Genomic DNA, 17,629 nt, shown 5'->3' with positions numbered 1-17,629 from the left:
CGCATGAAGCTGCACTCGTACAACAAGGCACTGGCCGAATCGGTGCTATGGAACCTGCTCTGGCTCACGCTGGGGTCGGTGCTCATGGCCATATGCATTCAAAGCGTGGCCGCGCCCCATGGCTTCCTTTCCGGGGGAGTCATGGGCGTGGCCCTGCTTGTGGGATACTGGACAGACACGCTGACGCCGCTGGTGTGGTATTCCGTATTGTGCGTGCCTGTGTACGTGCTGGGCTGGTTTTGCGTGGGCAAGCGCTTTTTGCTCTATACTGCCTACGGAACCCTGTGTACCACGCTGTGCAGTTTTTTTGTTACCTTTACCATTCCCATTGAAAGCGAAGTCTACGCCACCGTGGTGGGCGGGGTGCTGCACGGCGCAGCCTGCGGCATAATGCTGCGCACCATGGGCAGCAGCGGCGGTACGGATGTGGTGGCCGTGCTGCTCAAAGAGCGCTGGAGCGTGCCCATCGGCCAGTTCAACTTTATGTTCAACTGCCTGCTGTTTCTTACGGCGGCCTCGCGCATGCACCTTGATCTGATTGTGGCCTCCATGCTGATGATGTTCATTTCGGCCCACACGCTGGAATATGTGCTGGGCCTGTTCAACCGCCGCAAGCTTGTGATGATCATTTCTGACCACGGCGAGGAAATCAGCGAGGCCATTCTGGTGACAGAGCGCTTTGGCGCAACGCTTGTGCGCGGCAAGGGGGCTTATTCCGGCTCTGACCGCGAGATTTTGCTTACCGTTACCAACAATGTGGCACTCAAGCGGCTGGAAAACCTGGTTTTCAGCATTGATCCGCGTGCCCTGTTTATTGTGGAAAATACCTTCTACGTCTCTGGCGGGCAGTTTACCCGCAGCAGTCGTTGACGGGGAGGCCCCATGAACCCGGAAGATACGGAATCTCCTGCCACGGCACACGCTGTCGGTGATGCGTCAGACAGTCTGCTTGCCATCAGGGCCAAAAGTATCCTGACGCTGGCTGGCGAGGGCCCGGCCCGTGCCGCCCGCCTTTTTGCCCCGCTGAAAAAGATCGACAACGGCGTGCTGCTGGTGCGCGACGGTCTTGTAGAGGACGTGCAGCCCTGGTCGCAGGCACGCCTGCCCGCCGGTGCGCTGGTGCGCGATGTGGGGCCTGTGTGTCTGGCCCCGGCCTGCGTTAACGCACACACCCACCTTGAGCTTGCGCATCTTGAAGAAAAAACGCTGTGGGGGCGGGGCTTTACCGCATGGCTGCAAAGCCTTGTGCCTCTGCTAGGCGCTGCCCCGCAGGCCGAAGCCATTGAAAACGCCTGCGCATCCCTGGCCCTGTTTGGCACGCTGTATGTGGGCAATATCACGGGTTCGTTGCCCGGAGGCACTGCTTTGGCCGATGCCGCCTGCAACGAGGCAGGGCTTACTGCCAGCCATTTTTGCGAATGGTTTGGCCACGGTGCGCCCTTTGCCGATGGCGAGCGCCCCTGGCCCCCCCGGTGCAGGCAGGCGCTGAATGATGATCCCTTTTTGATGGCCCGCTGTGCGCCGGGCGGGCATGCCCTGTATTCCACGGGGCCAGAAATCCTGGCCGCAGCGCGGCAGGATTGCGCCCGCATGGGACGCGTGTTTTCCTTTCATCTTGCTGAATCACCAGAAGAAACGCAGATGCTGACCACCGGCGACGGGCCTTTGCGCGCTTTTTACGACAAGGTGGTATTGCCGCCGGGCTGGACAGCCCCCGGCCTGCGGCCCCTGGCTTATGCCGTCAAGCTGGGGCTGCTTGGCCCCGGCACGCTGGCTGTACACGGTGTGCAGCTGGACGCGCAGGAAGTGGAGGTGCTGGCGGCCAGTGGTGCTGCCCTGTGCCTTTGCCCCCGCTCAAACCGTAATCTGGGCGTGGGCTTTGCCCCCGTGCGCGAAATGATGGAAAGCGGCGCGCTGCTCTGCCTGGGAACAGACGGCCTTACCTCCAACCGCGACCTTGATGTGCGCAAGGAGGCCGTGTGGCTGCGCGAAACCATGGACGTGCCGCCGGAAGCCCTGGTGCGCATGCTGACCGTGAACGGCGCGGCGGCTCTCAATGTGCTGGGCTGCGGCGCGGGGCGCCTTGAAAAAGGCGGGCCTGCGGATTTTTGCGTGCTGCCCGAAACCCTTACCTACTAGGCGGCTGCACCGGGCGGGCCACCTCAGGTCTCTAACTGTTGCCAGCCTTTATGCTGCGCGCATAAAGTCCTTGTCAGGGTAATTTGTTGCTGGCAGTATTCGCCCAGCAGACTGACGCTGATCCGGCTTTTTTTACCGCCAGCCTGCCGGTGATCCGCCTTGGGGATTTTGCGGTTTACCGGATTTTGGAACGCCGACCGCGTGTACAACTGCAAGCGGCCCTGCCGCTTTTTCTTAACCTGCGCCAAGAAGGACAACATGACAGAGGAAGTTTTGGATTGGAAGGAAGCCATCGCCAGGGTGCTCAACAAGCGTGACATGTATGTCAAGCTGCTGGCAAAGTTCATCGAAACAGAGCGCGATACCCCTTCAAAGGTGGCTCAGGCCCTGATGAACGGCAAGGCTGACGAAGCCCGCGACCTGGTACACAGCACCAAGGGAGCCGCCGCCAACCTTGGGGCCAAGGCGCTGGCCGCCGCCGCTCTTGAGCTTGAAATGGCTATCAAGGCCGGTGCCGACACTGGCCGCGCCATGAATCACTTCAGTGCCGCCCACATGGATACGCTTGTGACCATGCACGCATTTATGACGCAGTAGCGCAGGCTTTGCCGAATATTCAAGGCCCCTCACGGTGTGTTCCGCGAGGGGCCTTTTGCATGATTTGGGCAGGCGGGTTATCCCCCTGATGCCTCAAGCACAAAGCGGCGCACGTTGCGCATTTCTTCGCGCAGTGCGGCATAGTCAAAGCGGGTAAATCGTCCCTCGTGGTACAGCACCTCGCCGCCCACCATGGTCATGCGGGTTTCCATGCCCGTGGCCGCGTACACGATGTGCGAAACCTCGTTGTACATGGGCTGCATGTTGGGCTCTGTGAGGTCAAGGGCAATGCAGTCGGCAGCCATGCCGGGGGCCAGAAATCCCAGGCGGGTATCGTGCATGGCGGCAGCACCGCCAAGGGTGGCCATGTCCAGCACCTGACCGGCGGGCAGCAGGGTGGGATCAAGGCCGGTGAGCTTGTGCAGCAGGGCCGCGCGGCCCATTTCAGAAAACATGTTCAGCCTGTTGTTGCTGGCTGCGCCATCCGTACCCAGGCCCACGCGCATGCCGCGCGCCAGCATGGCCGCCACCGGGGCCGCGCCAGAGGCCAGCTTCATGTTGGAGGAGGGGTTGTGGGCCACCACGGCCTTTTGGCGGGCGAGCAGATCAAGCTCGTCCGAGGTCACATCCACCACATGGGCCAGCGTGCAGGGCACATCAAACAGGCCAAGGCTGCGGCAGTATTCCGTGGGCCGCTTGCCCTGGGCCGAAAGGCATATCTGTGTTTCGGAAGGGGTTTCGGCCAGGTGGATGTGCAGGGGCAGGGCCAGCTCTTGCGCAAGATCGCGGCAGGCTGTGAGAATTTCGGGGGTGGTGGTGTAGACGCTGTGCGGGTTTACGGCCACGCGCAGGCGCTCGTGGCTGCGGTATTTTTCTGCCAGGGCGCGGGTGGCGTTGAGGGCTGCATCCGGGCCGGGAAAGGCCGCAGAAGGAAAGGCAAAAACAGCCTCGCCGCCAAGGCAGCGCAGGCCGGCAGTTTCGGCGGCCTCGAACACTGCGGCCTCAAAAAGATACATATCCACGCAGGATGTGGTTCCTGTGCGCAGCATTTCTGCATAGCCCATAAGGCTGCCCAGCCGCACCAGTTCGGGTGTCAGCTTTTGCTCCACAGGAAAAATCCGCTGGTTCAGCCAGTCCATGAGGGGCATGTCGTCGGCCAGCCCGCGCAAAAAGGTCATGGCGGCGTGGGTGTGGGCATTGATCAGGCCCGGCAGAACGAGCTTGTCCTCAAGATGCAGGGTTTCGCTGGCCTGCCATTTTTGCAGCAGCTCGTCTGTGGGGCCTATATCTGCAATCAGGCCTTTGTCGATGGCCAGAGAGGCTTTTTCGATAATGCGTCGCTGTTCGTCCTGGGTGACAATACAGGCGGCGTGGAGCAGTGTGTCGCAGTGGCGCATGCGTTTCTCCGCTGGGTGGTTGCGTGATAATGCGTGTGTTGACGCTGGTTTTTGAATCTAGCTCTCAGCCCGTTGCTTGGCAAGCGGGGCAGCGCCATGGCCGCTGCCAGCGGGCCGGAAGCCGGAAATGCTTGCAAGATAGCGCCGCAGCGTATATAGAAATTGGCTGCATCGCGCGAAAATGAGGCGCGGGCAACGTTTTGCCCGTTGTGAACGCGGGCGTTTTTTTAAAGCTATACCCACACCCTATGGAGGTGCGTTTTGTTTGAATCCTTAGCTTATGCCATGGGCACTCCCCAGGCCGGGGCCGCTCCCGCCAGCGGACAGGAAATGCTGATGCAGTTTCTGCCCCTCATCGTCATGTTCGTTATCTTCTGGTTCCTGCTTATCCGTCCCCAGCAGAAGCGGGCCAAGGCCCACAAGCAGATGCTGGCCGAACTGAAGCGCGGCGACCACGTTATGACTTCCAGCGGCATTATTGGCCGTATTCTGGAAATCGACGACGAACAGGTGCTGCTTGAGAGCGGTGAATCCAAGCTGCGCGTTTCGCGCGGTGCTGTTGGCGGCGTTGTTCCCGTCAAGGGCAGCAAGGACGCCAAGGAAGAAAAGAAGTAGGTCGCCCCTGGCGACATGCGCCTGCCATTGCCGTGGCGGGCGCAGTGCATGGCCCGTGAGCTGAACCGGCTGTTGCCAGATCGGCTCTTGGGCTTTTGCCTCTTGATGTGCCCGGATTTCGGGCCTAAGAAGTTTCCGGCTTTGTCTGTAGCCGTGCTCTGCCCTCTTGGGGGCAGCAGCACGGTTGCGGCAAAGCTTAATCTGTTGTGTGGAAGGTGAACGATGGGTCTGCTCTGGCGCTTGTCCATAGCCATCATGGTTTTTGTGTTGTCCCTTGTTTACGCGCTCCCCAGCGTTCCCTATCTGGGAACAGCCCTCGAGCGCGTCTTGCCGTCGAGCAAAATTAATCTCGGCCTTGACCTCAAGGGCGGCATCCATCTGACGCTCGGTGTTGACGTGGCCAAGGCCGTGAGCAACTCTCTGGCCCTGGTTGGGCAGGATCTGCGCCGCGTTGCCGAGGACGAAAAGATTGTGGTGCTGCGCCCCCGCGTGGTGGGTGGCACTGCACTTGAATTCGTGCTGCCGCGCGCGGAAAACGAACCCCAGCTGCGTGAACTTCTGGCCAGGCAGTTTCCGCAGCTGAGCGTGGGCGAACCCCAGGCAGGTGAAGCCGGACAGCTGCGCTACGTGGCCCGCTTTACCCCGGTAGAAGTCAAGCGCATCGAAGACCTTTCGCTCGATCAGGCCCTGCGTACCATCCGCAACCGCATTGACCAGTTTGGTGTTGCCGAGCCCGATATCCGCAAGCAGTCGGACAACCGTATCCAGATACAGCTGCCGGGTATTTCTGACCCGCGCCGCGCCGTGCAGGTTATCGGCCAGACCGCCCACCTTGAATTTCATCTGGTGCGCGAAGACGTTGACCCCGGCAAGGCCGTGCTGCCCCCCGGTGTGATCGTGCTGCCCATGCTGGAGAAAAACCCCGGCCAGCAGCAGAAAGAAACGCTGATCGCGCTGGAAAAGGACGCCATGCTCACCGGCGAGGACGTTTCTGACGCGCGCCCCGCCTTTGACCAGATGAACCAGTCTTACGTAACCCTGAATTTCAACGCCCGTGGCGCACGCATTTTTGAACGTGTGACCAGCGAAAGCGTGGGCCGCCGTATGGCCATTGTGCTTGACGGCAAGGTGTATTCCGCGCCTTCCATCCGCGAGCGCATCGGCGGTGGCCGGGCCAGCATTTCTGGCAGCTTTACCACTGCCGAGGCCCAGGATCTGGCCATCGTGCTGCGCGCTGGTTCGCTGCCCGCGCCTGTTTCGGTGCTTGAAGAACGCACCGTTGGCCCCTCCCTGGGGCAGGAATCCATTGACAGCGGCGTGCGTGCGGCCATGGTGGGCGCTGTGTGCGTTGTTGTATTTATGGCATTCTACTATGGCATGAGCGGCCTCATTGCCGACGTCATGCTGTGCTTTACCATGCTCATCGTCATGGCGGGCATGGCAGCCTTTGGCGCAACGCTTACCCTGCCGGGTATTGCCGGTATCGTGCTGACCATCGGTATGGCGGTGGACGCCAACGTGCTCATCTACGAACGCATACGCGAAGAAATACGGCTGGGGCTCACCCCTCTGGCTGCGGTGAAGGCGGGCTTTGACCGGGCGGCCATTTCCATTACCGACTCAAACCTGACAACAATCATCGCCACCGTGATTCTGTACCAGTTTGGTACCGGCCCCATCCGAGGGTTTGCAGTGACGCTCTCTCTGGGCATCATTGCCTCCATGTTTACGGCCATCTTTGTTTCGCGGGCCATCTTTGAGGAGTGGGCGCGCCACTGCGGCCCCAAGGGCATCAGCATATAGCGTGCCGGGAGGCAACTATGGGTTTCGCATTTATCAAACACGGTACCAATATTGATTTTATTGGCAAGCGCTACTGGGCTTACGGTATTTCTGTGGCCTTGGTTTTGCTTGGGCTTGCTTCGATGTTGATGGGGCAGGGCCTTAAAATGGGCATCGACTTTGCGGGCGGCGTTATCGCACAGGTTCAGTTTGTGCAGCCGGTGAAGGACGAGGCCCTCAAGAAAAGTCTCGATGTTCCGGCTTTGCCGGGCATCACCACCCAGCGTTTTGGCGATGGCGACCGGGATTATCTGCTGCGTTTTTCGCAGTCAGAAAATGCCAATGCCAGCCAGTTGCGCACTGCGCTAATTGACACCCTGGCCAGTGCCTTTCCTGACAACAAGGCTGAAATTCAGCGTCTTGAGGTTGTGGGCCCCAAGGTTGGCGCAGATTTGACCAACAAGGCGCTTGCGGCACTGTATTATTCGGTATTGCTCATCGCCGTGTACATCTCTGGCCGGTTCGAGCAGCGCTGGATGGCTGGCGCGATCATGGCCGCAGCTCTTTGGGGTGGTATGTACCTTGCCGGGCTTACCGGGCTTGGCATGGGCTGGCTGGTGCTGCTTTCGCTTGGCATTACGCTGGTGGTCTGCTTTCTCCTCAAGCTTAACTTTGCGCTTGGGGCGATTGTTGGCCTGCTGCACGACGTCAGTATCACGCTGGGGCTTTTGTCTCTGATGGGGGTCGAGATAGACCTCAACGTCATGGCGGCCCTGCTGACGCTGGTGGGCTACTCGCTCAACGATACCATCATCGTGTACGACCGGCTGCGTGAAAACCTCAGGGCTGGGGCACAGCACAGCATGGCAAGCCTGATTAACTTTAGTGTCAATCAGACGCTTTCACGTACCATTTTAACCAGCGGTACAACCCTGCTTGCCACGCTTTCACTCTTTGTACTTGGCGGCGGCGTTATTCATGATTTTGCGCTGACCATGCTCATTGGCGTTTTTGTGGGTACGGCATCGTCCATCTATGTGTCGTCTGCCATTTTGCTGGCATTGGGCGATGTTGGCTTCTATACGCATCGCGCTCAGGAAAGTGTAAAGTATGAACGCCCCGGCGAAAACGGCGTGGTGTAATTTGCATCTTGAGACCGCGCATGGCGTGGTCTGAAATATGGAGAGCTCCCCGGAATTTTTTTCGGGGAGCTCTGTTGTTTGGCGGGCAAAACAACCGCCACGTTGCAGGCGGCCGCAATGTAAAAAAGGCATGCCCAGGGCATGCCTTTTTGCTGCATCGACCGATAAGAAAATAAGCAGGAGCAGTCTTATTCCTCGTGAAATTCCTGTTTGATGACCGCCTCGGCCTTGATACGGTCGAGCAGTTCTGCAAAGGTGGCTTTGACATGCTCGCGAATGTCGCCAGCCACAACCAGAAGCAGCAGATCATCCCCAGGTTTGAGCAGCCCTTCTTGTGCCTGCGCAACAATGGCAAAAATGCCGGGCTGTTTTTCCATTTCGCGGCAGATCGCGTCCATTTTTGCCGTGTCGTGCGAAACCCTCACCGAGGTAACCGGGGCATGGTCAGCACGTGACCAGCTGCGTACAACACCGTTGTGTACCAGCATCATGCCCACATTATCGGCGAAGCCGGGACGGGCTTTGAGTTCCTGAAGAGTTTTGTTAACATCCATAAAAACCGCCTTGGTTTTATTGGCTCGATCAACGCCTTTCGTTTCAGGCTACAGCATAGCAGCCTTTGCATAAAGGAATTTTTCATGGCGCATTTATCGCAGTTACTATCACGCCTGCCGAGCAACATTGATGTGCGCATGAGCACCATGGGGCATGTGGTGTGGGTGAGCTGGCACGATAAACTCGCGCCCGCCGTGGGCCAGACGCTGCTGAACTACGGTGGCATGCTGGTGGGTGAGGAAGAAGAGCAATCCATCTGGTTTTTCTTTACCGACGATGTTTTTTTGGCTCTGGCGCGTCTGATGGTGTGGGGCAACTTTAACGAATTGCCTGTTGCCATTGAGCTTTTTCCTGGGCGCTTGCAGTTTGGCCGCAAGCGTGAGGTTAATCTGCTGCTGGACGGCGCATTGCAGGCCCAGCAGATTGTGGTGACAGACAGCCTGGAAATATGGGTTCACCCCAAAAGCCGCGAGGGAAAAAAGGGTCTGCCGGGCATCACCTTTGAGCGCCGTTCTGGGCGACAGGGCATGGCCAGCGTTGAATGGGCTTCCATGACGGTAGATGTGCGCATGCCCTATGCCTCGACCCAGTCGTGGTTTGCGGTGCTGCATCCCCTGGGAAGCCCGCTGGACAAGGCATTTCAGACCGGCTGGACAGCCATGTTCAAGCGGCTCGAAGCCCTGCTGCAAAAACACAAGATCAAATCCATCGTGGACAATACGTTCATGATGATTTCCATTGATAACCTCATGATGTTGCGCACCTTCATGCGCGACTATCTGCACAGCATCGACAAGAACAATAAGGAAAATTCGGGCCACTGGCCCTGCGTGAGTGTTGTTGCCGACCGCAATAACCTGAATTTCAATGCAGATCTGCCCAAAAAGATTGGCTTGCAGTGGGATAATCTCATGCCGGATTTTCCCTACCTGAGCTATCGCAATGCCTATCTGCTGGGCGAGGGCTTTACGGTACGTGATCTGCGTTTTACCGGCGAACAGATGGCCATGGACAGCTGGTGCAACGTGATGCTGGACGAGAACAGTCTCAGCGGGCGTTCGCTCAATCTGCTCATGCCCAGCCGCCTCACCACGCCAACCGCATCTGGCGTTGGCTGCGTGTATTGCGGCATCCACAGCCACGAATCTGCCGATTGTCCCACGCGTCTGGGCGCTACGTCCGGGGCAGACGTGTGGGAAAACCTGGGCAAGCTCGATCTCGACGCCATCAACGAAGGTTTTCGCGCCATCGAACTGGCCCTGACGGAGAAGGGCGCGGGCGGGTACGCTGCGGTGCTGGCTGGCGAGGACGATGCCGCCGTGGTGCTGCGCGCTGTACTTGAGATCAACGCCGCCTGCCAGTTGCGCAATGTTCCCCGGCACTGGCTGTACCGCATGCGCGAGCCCGAACCGGGCGAAATGGAGCCCACCCGCGACGACAGCCCCGCGTGGGATCTGCTGGACAAGCTCATAACCACTGCGCCGTCAGACCTGAGCTCGCTTGAAAAAAAGATCACGCAGGCCATTACGCGCCATCAGCGCGACCCCCGCCTGCATATGGTGTTGGCCTTTACCTACATTGAGCGCAATGATTACGCCCGCGCAGAGGCCTCATTCCGCAACGCAGCCCTACTGACGCCTTCGCCTGCGCTACAGGCCTGGAACGAGTTTTTTCTCGCACGCCTTGCCGAAGAACAGGGCCTGCTGAGTCAGGCTATCGAGCAGTACACCCAGATATGGCGCGTCATGCCCCACTGGCGTGAAGTAAAGTACCGCGAGATTGTCTGTCAGGTTAAGATGGGTTTTTGCGAGCCTATTCTGGACCAGCTGATCAAGCTTATCCGCGAGGAGCCCACGTATTTCAACCGCGTGCTTATTGATCCATCGCTGGAGCGCGGGCGTCTGCTGATACTGTCTGCGCTCTATGACCTGTGGAATGAGGCCAAACAATGCGCCGATGCAGACCGGGCGCGGGTTGTCGAAATCAGCAAGCGCCTCGATGCATGGTTTGCGCCAGAGCACCCAGTGCAACTGCAACTGGGCATGAAGGTGCGCGATCTTGAGGCACAGGCCAGCATCAACAACTACCTTGCCTTTCTCAACATCGTGGAAGTGCGGCCCGGTATTGAAAAGGAAATGGAAGAATGCATCGCCCGCGAGGTAGAAGACCTGCGCAACAGGTACAAGTATTACCTTGATATCTTGCAGGAAATTCGTGACGAAGCCTCCTGGTTTCCCTTTCCCGCCGCGCTGCGCGAGTTCAGCCAGGAATTCAACGAGAGCGCGGGCATCATCAACCGCGCGTTTTCGTGCAACTTTAAGGAAGCAGAATCTTTCAAAAAAGCGCAGGGCGAAACGCCGCACCTTGCCGAGTTGCTGCGCAGTCTACGCAAGCGCTTGCAGTTTTTGCGCATGGTGCGCGATGGTACGCTTTTTGGCCTCACCCTGCTCAAAACTTTTATGTGGATAGAAGCCGTGGGCCTGCTGCTCTGCTTTATCGCCGTACCCATGGTGTATTTTTGGGGCGAGGCGGTGCATCTGGGCTGGCTCAAGGATATTTTGGGATCCGAACCCTGGTCCATCCAAAAGATTCTCATATTGATTGTGACCATGGTGTCGCTGGGCACATCGGCCCTGCGCACCACCCTGGTTTTTGAACGCAAGCGCGAAAAACTGCTTGAAGAAGCGCGGCAACAGCGAGAGCAGGCCCAGCAGACCCGCCTTGACCGTATCCGCAACCAGAGACGTCTGGAGGCAGAGCGGGCAAGGAAGAACCAGCGGGAAGAGGCCGAACAGGCCAACAGAAAATAGGAATATCGGGCAGACCTCTTGCTTAATTTATCAATAATGGTTATTAATAAATCAAGTCAAAAGGAGGAAGCCATGACAAGCCTGAAGGATTTTTCTCTTTACAATATAGACTGGAACCTCTCCCCCGAACACGCAGTCACCATGTATCTGGAATGGGGCAACAATGACTGGCATTCTGAGTATCCGCCGGTGCGCTCCAAGGACGATGTGTCCCACTACTTTGTGGTGGACAGCTGGCAGGAACCGCCGGTCATACGCCTGGTAAGGCGCAACTCTGAACGGGCGGATGATCTGATTACCGTTCCCCTGCCGCAGGGACTGGAAGAAGACTACCGCAAGGTACACGGGGTGTGGCGGGGCATAAGCGAGCCCACGCCAGAGGTAAAGTCCTGGCTCAAGAGAGAGCTTGGGCAGGATTAATCCCCCAGGCAGCCCCGTAAAGCCAGCCCTGCACACAAGGTGCGCAATGTTTAAAGGCCCGCGAAAGCGGGCCTTTTGAGTGCGTAAGTGGTGCGGATGCCGGATTAGCGGGCTCCAAAACCGGGGATACGAAAACGCTCCTCGAGCCAGCGCAGCAAAAAGGTGGCCAGGGTAACCATGGCAAGATAGTACGCCCCAACGGCTATAAAGACCTCGGTGAAGCGAAATGTATCGGAAGCCACCACCTTGCCTTCACCCATCAGCTCCATGCAGGTAACCAGATAGGCCAGCGAGCTGTACTTGATGAGATAGATTATCTCGTTGCCGCAGCCTGGCAGGGCACGGCGTGCCGCCTGTGGTACGATGATCCAGGCCACGGTCTGCCACTGGCTGAAACCTAGGGCCTGAGCCGCGCGCACCTGTCCCTGCCTGATGGAAAGCAGGGCTCCGCGCACATATTCTGACTGATAGGCGGCCGTACACAGGGTAAAGCTGGTAAGTGCCGCACCAAAGGGCGAAAAGAAAATGCCAAGCTTGGGCAGGGCGTAGTAGATCATCATAAGCTGCACGGCCAGGGGCACGCCCCGTATGAGCGAGGTATAGCCGTTGCCGAGGCGGCGCAGCCACAGGGGGCCAAAGGCGCGGGCGCAGCCAAGCAGCACGCCGCCCACAAAGCCAAGGGTTCCTGCGGGCACAATAAGCGCCAGCGAAACCAGCAGCCCCTTGTTGAGCGCTGGCAAAAGCTGGCTGCTGAAAAAGGCCGTATCCAGCACTTAGGCCCCCATCTCCAGCAACCGCTGGCAAAAGTCGCGGGTGCGCGTGTTGGAGCCTTCGGCCAGCAGATCGGCGGGCGAACCCTGTTCGATAAGTTTGCCGTGCTCCATAAAAACAATTTCAGTGGCAAGGGCTCTGGCAAAATCCATCTGGTGTGTGGCCATAACCATGGTCATGCCGCCGCTGGCAAGATCGCGGATAACGGCCAGCACTTCGCCCACCAGTTCGGGATCAAGGGCCGAGGTCGGTTCGTCGAGCAGGATGACCTTGGGATCCATGGCCAGGGCGCGTGCCATGGCCACACGCTGCTTCTGGCCGCCAGAAAGCTGGGCGGGGTACAGTGTGGCACGACGGGCCAGGCCAACGCGGGCCAGTTCTTCCTGGGCACGCTTGCGCGCATCGCTGGCAGACATGCCGCGCACCTTGCGCAGGGCAATGGCCACGTTTTCTTCGGCGGTAAGGTGGTCAAACAGATTGAAATCCTGAAAGATCATGCCCACCTGAGCACGAAAGGCGCACAGGGCTGCCTTGTCTGCCCGGTTGAGCAGCTTGCCTTCGAGGTAGATCTCGCCAGAATCTGGGGGGATAAGGCAGTTGATGCTCTGAAGCAGGGTGCTTTTGCCCGCACCAGAAGGCCCGATGAGAACTTTAAGCTCTCCCCGGTTCACCGTAAGGCTGCAATTGTCCAGAATGGGCTTGCCGCCCAGCATTTTGGAAATGCCTTTAACCTGCAATACCGCTTGTTGGTCAACGCTCATGCTTATCCCATACCCATGCCTTCCATGCCGATTCCAGAGGAATAGCCGGGCACATGGACTTTTTGTTCCAGGCAGCGCAACAGTCTGAGCACCGCCAGCGTCAGCACAAAATACAGCACGCCCGCCGTGGCGTACAGGGCCAGATGCTCGTGGGTTCTGGCCGCCACAAACGAAGTGCGGGCCATTATATCCTGCGTGCCGAGCACAAAGCAGATGGCCGAATCTTTAAGCAGAATGGAAAATTCGTTGGCCCAGCCGGGTATGGAAAGACGCAGTGCCTGCGGCAAAATGATGGTGCAGATGCCGGTGCTTTCGCGCATGCCAAGGGCGCGCGCGGCATTGAGCTGACCGTGGGGCAGGCTTTCTATGGCGCCCCGAAAAATTTGCGACTGGTAGGCCGTGCTGGTGCTGCCAAGAACAATGCAGCAGATAAAAAACGGGTCGAGGGTGATGCCAAGGCTGATAAACAGGCCGTAGCAAAGAAACAGCAGTACCAGAATGGGCACACCCCGGAAAAACCACACATACAACGCCACAAGACGCCGCAGCCAGGGCCCGCCGTAAACCTGGGCCACAGCCATGGGCACGCCCAGCAGCAGCCCCATGGTCAGCGACAGGGTGACGTTACCCACCGTAACCAGACCGCCAGACAGAATGGAGGGCAGGGCGTTGTATACCACAAGCAGTGAATTCATGAATGGTGAGGCCTTTTCCGCGCAAGCGCGAACCGTCCGGTTTCAGGCGGTTCGCGCTTGACGTGTGGGCGCGTGCGCGTCCGTTATTTGCTGAGGTATTTCTTCTGCAGTTCTTTCCAGTAAGGATCGGCAATAAGCTTCTTATAGCCTTCGTTTACCAGCTTTTGCAGTTCTTTGTCTTCTTTGCGCATGGCAACGCCGAACTGGTCGGGTTCGCCATGAGTGCCGGCCTTTTTGACAGCGCGGCCATTTTCAATGGCGTTGTTGGCGGGCAGTTCGTCCATCAGGGCAGCCTGAATGCGGCCGTTCAGCAGGTCTTCCACGGCCAGGGGCGAGGATTCGTAAAAGCGCAGTTCAAAAGGATACTTCTTTTCTTCCTGCTCTTTCTTGATGTCGTTGGCTTCAGATGTGCCGCGCTGCACGCCGAGCTGGATTTTTTTGCTCAGAATGTCGGCGGGGGTCAGCTTGGAGTCGGCAGGCACAACAAACACGCGCGAGACGGTCCAGTAGGGGTTGGAGAACTGCACAACCTTGGCGCGCTCGGCAGTGATGCTCATGCCGGAATCAACCATGTCGATCTGCTTGGCGAGCAGGGCGGGAATGATGCCGTCCCACGCCATGGGCTTGTGAACAACTTCAAATCCCATGGTTTTGGCTATCCAGTTCATGGAATCAACGTCAAAACCGGCGGGCTGCCCGGTCTTTTCGTCAACATAGGCGAAGGGAGGATAGTCGGGATCGATGCCGTTGACATAGGCCTTTTTGGCAAATGCGGGTACGGCAGCCAGCACGGTGGCCAGCAGGGCGCAGACGAAAAGCTTCTTCATGTTCAATTTCCCCCTCGGAAATGACAGGACGGACATGCGGCCATGCAATCGCCCGTTGGCGACTGTTGCGCATCCCTGCACGGCGGGCACTTGTGCCGACACCGCGCGGCCACTGAAAACAAGGTCTTTCTGTAACAGAAGGAAGCTTGTGGCGCAAGGGCGCAGGGCGGCAGGCCCCGCAGAGCGTGGGCAGAGGGCAATCGGGCACGTGCCCCTTTGCCGACCGCACGGGCTTAGCCGGGGCATCAAACCCAGGGTAACGGTGGAATTCTTGTGCTTTGTCAAGAAAGAGCATAACATTATGAAGTTGAAGTTGGAGCATCTTTTACAACGGCGCGGCCTGCCGCGCACAAACGTAGTGTCGGCCCTATCGGCACAGCGCCTCCTCGCATGAAACAATCTCCCTTTTGGGTCAGGGCGCTTTTGGCTTGCGGCCTTTCCCCGCAAAAATCCATGCTGTGTTTCTTTGACCTCATGGCCATTCTTGGAACGGCCATTGCGGTTTTTTTAGTGCGCGCCGCCTTTGGCAATGTGGAGCCTGCCCTGTACCAGTGGGCGCTGCCACTGCTTTTTATGGGGCCGGTCATGGCTGCCGGACTTGGCCTTTATCAGAGCATAAGCCTGCCCCCGCACCGTGAGCTCAAGGCCCTGTTTCAGCTCACCAGCCTCATGTACGGCATTATTCTGGCTGTGCTGTTTCTTTCCAAAACCGGCGATGCGTACTCGCGCATTGTGATTGCGGGCAGTTGGGCTGCCACGGTTTTTGTGCTGCCCATTACGCGCAGTCTGTGCCGCCGTCTTTTTGTGCGTCAGCGCTGGTGGGGCCGCCCCCTGATCATCTTTGACACCGGCAACGCCGGGCGCGATTTTTGGCGCTATCTCAAGCGCAGGCCAGAGCGCGGCTTGCGCCCCATCTCCATGTTTGCCCTGCCTACAACGGTTGAGTCTGTGCGCGAGCTTTTTGCCAAGGCCTCGCAGTCAAACCCCAAGGCCATGGCCATGATTCTGCAAAAGGCAGATCAGGGGCAAAGCCTCGATTATGTTACAGAAGCCAGCAGATTTTTTGAGCGTATCCTTATTGTGCCTTCGTTTAACGACGGCTTTCGCGCCCATTGGCTGACCCCCCGCGACCTTGGTTCTGCCGTGGGGCTGCAAGTGCGGCAAAACCTGCGCGACAAGCGCCGGTTGCGGGTCAAACGCTTTATGGATGTGCTGCTCTGCGCCATGGGCGGTGTTGTTCTGCTGCCTCTGGGCCTGCTGCTGGCACTGGCCATCCGCCTGGACAGCCGTGGCCCCGTTTTTTACCGCCAGCGGCGTATTGGCCGGGGAGGGCGCGAGATTCGGATTTTCAAGTTTCGCACCATGATGGAAAATGCTGACGAAGTGCTCAAAAAGGTGCTTGAGGACAACCCCGAATTGCGGGCAGAGTGGATAAAGGACCACAAGCTCAAGAATGATCCGCGTGTTACCCGCGTGGGGCGTTTTTTGCGCAAGGTGAGTCTGGATGAGCTGCCGCAGCTGCTTAACGTTGTTATCGGCGACATGAGCCTTGTGGGCCCGCGCCCCATTGTGGCGAAAGAAATTGAAAAATATGGCCCGGTTTACGAAGAATACGGCCTGGTTCGGCCAGGCATAACCGGGCTGTGGCAGATTTCTGGCCGCAACAATACCACCTATGCCGAGCGCGTGGCCTTTGACCACTATTATATCAACAACTGGTCTGTCTGGATGGATCTGTGGATTCTGGCCAAGACGATTCCCGTGGTCATAACGGGTTACGGCGCTTACTGACGGGCCAGGCCTGATTGGCGTGGGCCCGATTGCGCCCCCCCAACCCCGGCGGGCTATGCGCCCCTGCGCGGTATGCGCACAAGGGGGAGCCCGCAGCGCGGGTGACGCGGCAATAAAGACACAAAAAGACCTGCTGGTTTGCCTGATGCATTCAGGAAAACCAGCAGGTCTTTTTCGTTTCGCATAGCCCCGCAAGGGGAACTGGCGCAGCTTGTTGGTTGTGGTTAGCGGGCAACAGCGGCGCTGGCCGCCTCCACTTCTTTATAAAACTCCCGCCGAAAGCGCTCTTCGGAAAAATTCTCCGCATGGCTGCGCAATGCGTGCAGATCAAAAGAGGCTTCGCGGTTTTCAAAATCGACAATGGCGGCCTCAACGGCTTCAACGGTCTGCTCGTTAAAGAACAGCCCTGTGACCCCATCGACAACTGTTTCCGTAGCGCCGCCCCTGGCGTATGCCAGAACGGGCACTCCCGTTGCCATGGCCTCCAGAGGCACAATGCCAAAGTCTTCTTCGCCGGGAAAAATCAGGGCCTTGCTGCGGGCAAGCACAGCCTGAGCTTCCTGATCGTTCAGGCGGCCAAGAAAACGGATGGTCGGGCCTGCAATTTTTTTGAGATTTTCCATCTCTTCGCCTTCGCCAATGACAACCAGAGGGCGCGACAGGCGCGTGCAGGCTTCCACAGCCAGATCTACCCTTTTATACCCGGTCAGGCGGCCAAGGCAGATATAGTGCTCGCCCTGTTGCTGAGCGCGCAGATGGTGGGCGGTCAGGTCTACCGGCGGATGCACCACAGCCGCCTCGCGCCGCCAGTGCTTGCGGATACGGCGGGCAACCGTGCGCGAATTGGCCACAAAATGGTCTACCCTGAAAGAGCTGGCCAGATCCCACCGCCGCAGCCCCGGCAGCAGCAGGCGCATGCCACACTGGGTGATGTGGCCGGCATTTTCGAGATATTCTGCCCAGCTGTCCCACAGGTAGCGCATGGGTGAGTGGCAGTAGCATATGTGGGGCGTGGTCGCCCGCGTGATAACGCCCTTGGCGGGGCCGGATTCGCTGGAAATGACCAGGTCATAGCCGGTGAGATCAAGCTGCTCAAGGGCAAGGGGCATCAGGGGCAGATAGCGCGCGTAATGCTTTTTGCTGCCGGGCAGCCGGTTGATAAATGTTGTCTGTATGTTGTGCGAAGTAATGACCTCGGAGAGCCGGGCACGGTCCACCACGTGGGTGAACAGGTCGGCCTGGGGGTACATGCGGCAAAGGGCTTCGAGCACTTTTTCGCCACCAGCCATGGTCACCAGCCAGTAGTGGACTATTGCCACACGCATGC

The 17,629-nt window shown here is 58.5% G+C and carries 16 protein-coding genes; 9 read left to right on the top strand and 7 right to left on the bottom strand.

Annotated elements, in window-relative coordinates:
• Nucleotides 1–3 precede the first annotated feature (3 nt).
• The 3 genes from ACE3NW_RS03440 to ACE3NW_RS03430 all read left to right on the top strand — a co-directional run bounded on the left by ACE3NW_RS03440 (nucleotide 4) and on the right by ACE3NW_RS03430 (nucleotide 2,736).
• Nucleotides 4–870 (top strand): YitT family protein, encoded by an 867-nt coding sequence (locus ACE3NW_RS03440; RefSeq protein ID WP_374280380.1) that lies wholly within the window; start codon nucleotides 4–6, stop codon nucleotides 868–870.
• A 12-nt stretch (nucleotides 871–882) separates the two neighbouring features.
• Nucleotides 883–2,139: an amidohydrolase family protein gene (locus ACE3NW_RS03435; protein ID WP_374280378.1), complete on the top strand. Its 1,257-nt coding sequence runs from the start codon at nucleotides 883–885 to the stop codon at nucleotides 2,137–2,139.
• Nucleotides 2,140–2,397: 258 nt separating this feature from the next.
• A complete protein-coding gene (locus ACE3NW_RS03430) occupies nucleotides 2,398–2,736 on the top strand; it encodes an Hpt domain-containing protein (protein ID WP_374280375.1) in 339 nt (112 codons plus the stop codon).
• Nucleotides 2,737–2,813: 77 nt separating this feature from the next.
• Here ACE3NW_RS03430 and ACE3NW_RS03425 read toward each other — a convergent pair whose 3' ends face one another.
• Nucleotides 2,814–4,133 (bottom strand): amidohydrolase family protein, encoded by a 1,320-nt coding sequence (locus tag ACE3NW_RS03425; RefSeq protein ID WP_374280372.1) that lies wholly within the window; start codon nucleotides 4,131–4,133, stop codon nucleotides 2,814–2,816.
• 261 nt (nucleotides 4,134–4,394) lie between these two features.
• Here ACE3NW_RS03425 and yajC point away from each other — a divergent pair, with 261 nt between their 5' ends.
• The 3 genes from yajC (at nucleotide 4,395) to secF (ending at nucleotide 7,672) form a co-directional block, all read left to right on the top strand.
• Entirely contained in the window at nucleotides 4,395–4,748 is a 354-nt protein-coding gene (yajC, locus tag ACE3NW_RS03420) for a preprotein translocase subunit YajC (protein WP_374280370.1), read from the top strand.
• A 222-nt stretch (nucleotides 4,749–4,970) separates the two neighbouring features.
• On the top strand, nucleotides 4,971–6,551 hold the full coding sequence (gene secD, locus ACE3NW_RS03415; RefSeq protein ID WP_374280368.1) for a protein translocase subunit SecD: 1,581 nt from the start codon (nucleotides 4,971–4,973) through the stop codon (nucleotides 6,549–6,551).
• A 17-nt stretch (nucleotides 6,552–6,568) separates the two neighbouring features.
• Nucleotides 6,569–7,672, top strand: a complete 1,104-nt coding sequence (secF, locus tag ACE3NW_RS03410) for a protein translocase subunit SecF (protein ID WP_374280366.1) — start codon at nucleotides 6,569–6,571, stop codon at nucleotides 7,670–7,672.
• A gap of 188 nt (nucleotides 7,673–7,860) precedes the next feature.
• On the opposite strand, the gene ACE3NW_RS03405 is transcribed toward secF, so the two are convergent.
• Entirely contained in the window at nucleotides 7,861–8,226 is a 366-nt protein-coding gene (locus ACE3NW_RS03405) for a molybdenum cofactor biosynthesis protein MoaE (RefSeq protein ID WP_374280364.1), read from the bottom strand.
• Between the two features lie 84 nt (nucleotides 8,227–8,310).
• Between ACE3NW_RS03405 and ACE3NW_RS03400 the strand changes: the two genes are divergently transcribed.
• Complete coding sequence (locus ACE3NW_RS03400) at nucleotides 8,311–11,037, top strand: tetratricopeptide repeat protein (protein ID WP_374280362.1); 2,727 nt, start codon at nucleotides 8,311–8,313, stop codon at nucleotides 11,035–11,037.
• Between the two features lie 72 nt (nucleotides 11,038–11,109).
• On the top strand, nucleotides 11,110–11,457 hold the full coding sequence (locus ACE3NW_RS03395; RefSeq protein ID WP_374280360.1) for a DVU0772 family protein: 348 nt from the start codon (nucleotides 11,110–11,112) through the stop codon (nucleotides 11,455–11,457).
• A 104-nt stretch (nucleotides 11,458–11,561) separates the two neighbouring features.
• On the opposite strand, the gene ACE3NW_RS03390 is transcribed toward ACE3NW_RS03395, so the two are convergent.
• The 4 genes from ACE3NW_RS03390 to ACE3NW_RS03375 all read right to left on the bottom strand — a co-directional run bounded on the left by ACE3NW_RS03390 (nucleotide 11,562) and on the right by ACE3NW_RS03375 (nucleotide 14,511).
• The gene (locus ACE3NW_RS03390; protein WP_374280357.1) at nucleotides 11,562–12,230 is read right to left on the bottom strand and encodes an amino acid ABC transporter permease; all 669 of its coding nucleotides are present in this window, start codon (nucleotides 12,228–12,230) and stop codon (nucleotides 11,562–11,564) included.
• Nucleotides 12,231–12,989 carry an amino acid ABC transporter ATP-binding protein gene (locus tag ACE3NW_RS03385; protein ID WP_374280355.1) on the bottom strand — a complete coding sequence of 253 codons (759 nt, stop codon included), beginning with the start codon at nucleotides 12,987–12,989 and terminating at the stop codon, nucleotides 12,231–12,233.
• A 2-nt stretch (nucleotides 12,990–12,991) separates the two neighbouring features.
• Nucleotides 12,992–13,684 carry an amino acid ABC transporter permease gene (locus tag ACE3NW_RS03380; RefSeq protein WP_374280353.1) on the bottom strand — a complete coding sequence of 231 codons (693 nt, stop codon included), beginning with the start codon at nucleotides 13,682–13,684 and terminating at the stop codon, nucleotides 12,992–12,994.
• Between the two features lie 83 nt (nucleotides 13,685–13,767).
• Complete coding sequence (locus tag ACE3NW_RS03375) at nucleotides 13,768–14,511, bottom strand: ABC transporter substrate-binding protein (RefSeq protein ID WP_374280351.1); 744 nt, start codon at nucleotides 14,509–14,511, stop codon at nucleotides 13,768–13,770.
• Nucleotides 14,512–14,964: 453 nt separating this feature from the next.
• Between ACE3NW_RS03375 and wbaP the strand changes: the two genes are divergently transcribed.
• On the top strand, nucleotides 14,965–16,302 hold the full coding sequence (wbaP, locus tag ACE3NW_RS03370) for an undecaprenyl-phosphate galactose phosphotransferase WbaP (RefSeq protein ID WP_374280349.1): 1,338 nt from the start codon (nucleotides 14,965–14,967) through the stop codon (nucleotides 16,300–16,302).
• A gap of 224 nt (nucleotides 16,303–16,526) precedes the next feature.
• Here the strand turns inward: wbaP and ACE3NW_RS03365 are convergent, their stop codons facing one another.
• Nucleotides 16,527–17,627 carry a glycosyltransferase gene (locus tag ACE3NW_RS03365; RefSeq protein ID WP_374280347.1) on the bottom strand — a complete coding sequence of 367 codons (1,101 nt, stop codon included), beginning with the start codon at nucleotides 17,625–17,627 and terminating at the stop codon, nucleotides 16,527–16,529.
• Nucleotides 17,628–17,629 lie beyond the last annotated feature (2 nt).

This window comes from Desulfovibrio sp. (assembly GCF_041907885.1).
GTDB lineage: Bacteria > Desulfobacterota > Desulfovibrionia > Desulfovibrionales > Desulfovibrionaceae > Desulfovibrio.
This window is presented reverse-complemented; position numbering and strand designations above follow the sequence as displayed.

Excerpts from the sequence above, each read along its gene's own strand:
- ACE3NW_RS03440 (WP_374280380.1), top strand. The coding sequence starts at position 4 with ATGAAGCTGCACTCGTACAACAAGGCACTGGCCGAATCGGTGCTATGG.
- ACE3NW_RS03435 (WP_374280378.1), top strand. The coding sequence starts at position 883 with ATGAACCCGGAAGATACGGAATCTCCTGCCACGGCACACGCTGTCGGT.
- ACE3NW_RS03430 (WP_374280375.1), top strand. The coding sequence starts at position 2,398 with ATGACAGAGGAAGTTTTGGATTGGAAGGAAGCCATCGCCAGGGTGCTC.
- ACE3NW_RS03425 (WP_374280372.1), bottom strand. The coding sequence starts at position 4,133 with ATGCGCCACTGCGACACACTGCTCCACGCCGCCTGTATTGTCACCCAG.
- secD (WP_374280368.1), top strand. The coding sequence starts at position 4,971 with ATGGGTCTGCTCTGGCGCTTGTCCATAGCCATCATGGTTTTTGTGTTG.
- secF (WP_374280366.1), top strand. The coding sequence starts at position 6,569 with ATGGGTTTCGCATTTATCAAACACGGTACCAATATTGATTTTATTGGC.
- ACE3NW_RS03405 (WP_374280364.1), bottom strand. The coding sequence starts at position 8,226 with ATGGATGTTAACAAAACTCTTCAGGAACTCAAAGCCCGTCCCGGCTTC.
- ACE3NW_RS03400 (WP_374280362.1), top strand. The coding sequence starts at position 8,311 with ATGGCGCATTTATCGCAGTTACTATCACGCCTGCCGAGCAACATTGAT.
- ACE3NW_RS03395 (WP_374280360.1), top strand. The coding sequence starts at position 11,110 with ATGACAAGCCTGAAGGATTTTTCTCTTTACAATATAGACTGGAACCTC.
- ACE3NW_RS03385 (WP_374280355.1), bottom strand. The coding sequence starts at position 12,989 with ATGAGCGTTGACCAACAAGCGGTATTGCAGGTTAAAGGCATTTCCAAA.
- ACE3NW_RS03380 (WP_374280353.1), bottom strand. The coding sequence starts at position 13,684 with ATGAATTCACTGCTTGTGGTATACAACGCCCTGCCCTCCATTCTGTCT.
- ACE3NW_RS03375 (WP_374280351.1), bottom strand. The coding sequence starts at position 14,511 with ATGAAGAAGCTTTTCGTCTGCGCCCTGCTGGCCACCGTGCTGGCTGCC.
- wbaP (WP_374280349.1), top strand. The coding sequence starts at position 14,965 with ATGCTGTGTTTCTTTGACCTCATGGCCATTCTTGGAACGGCCATTGCG.
- ACE3NW_RS03365 (WP_374280347.1), bottom strand. The coding sequence starts at position 17,627 with ATGCGTGTGGCAATAGTCCACTACTGGCTGGTGACCATGGCTGGTGGC.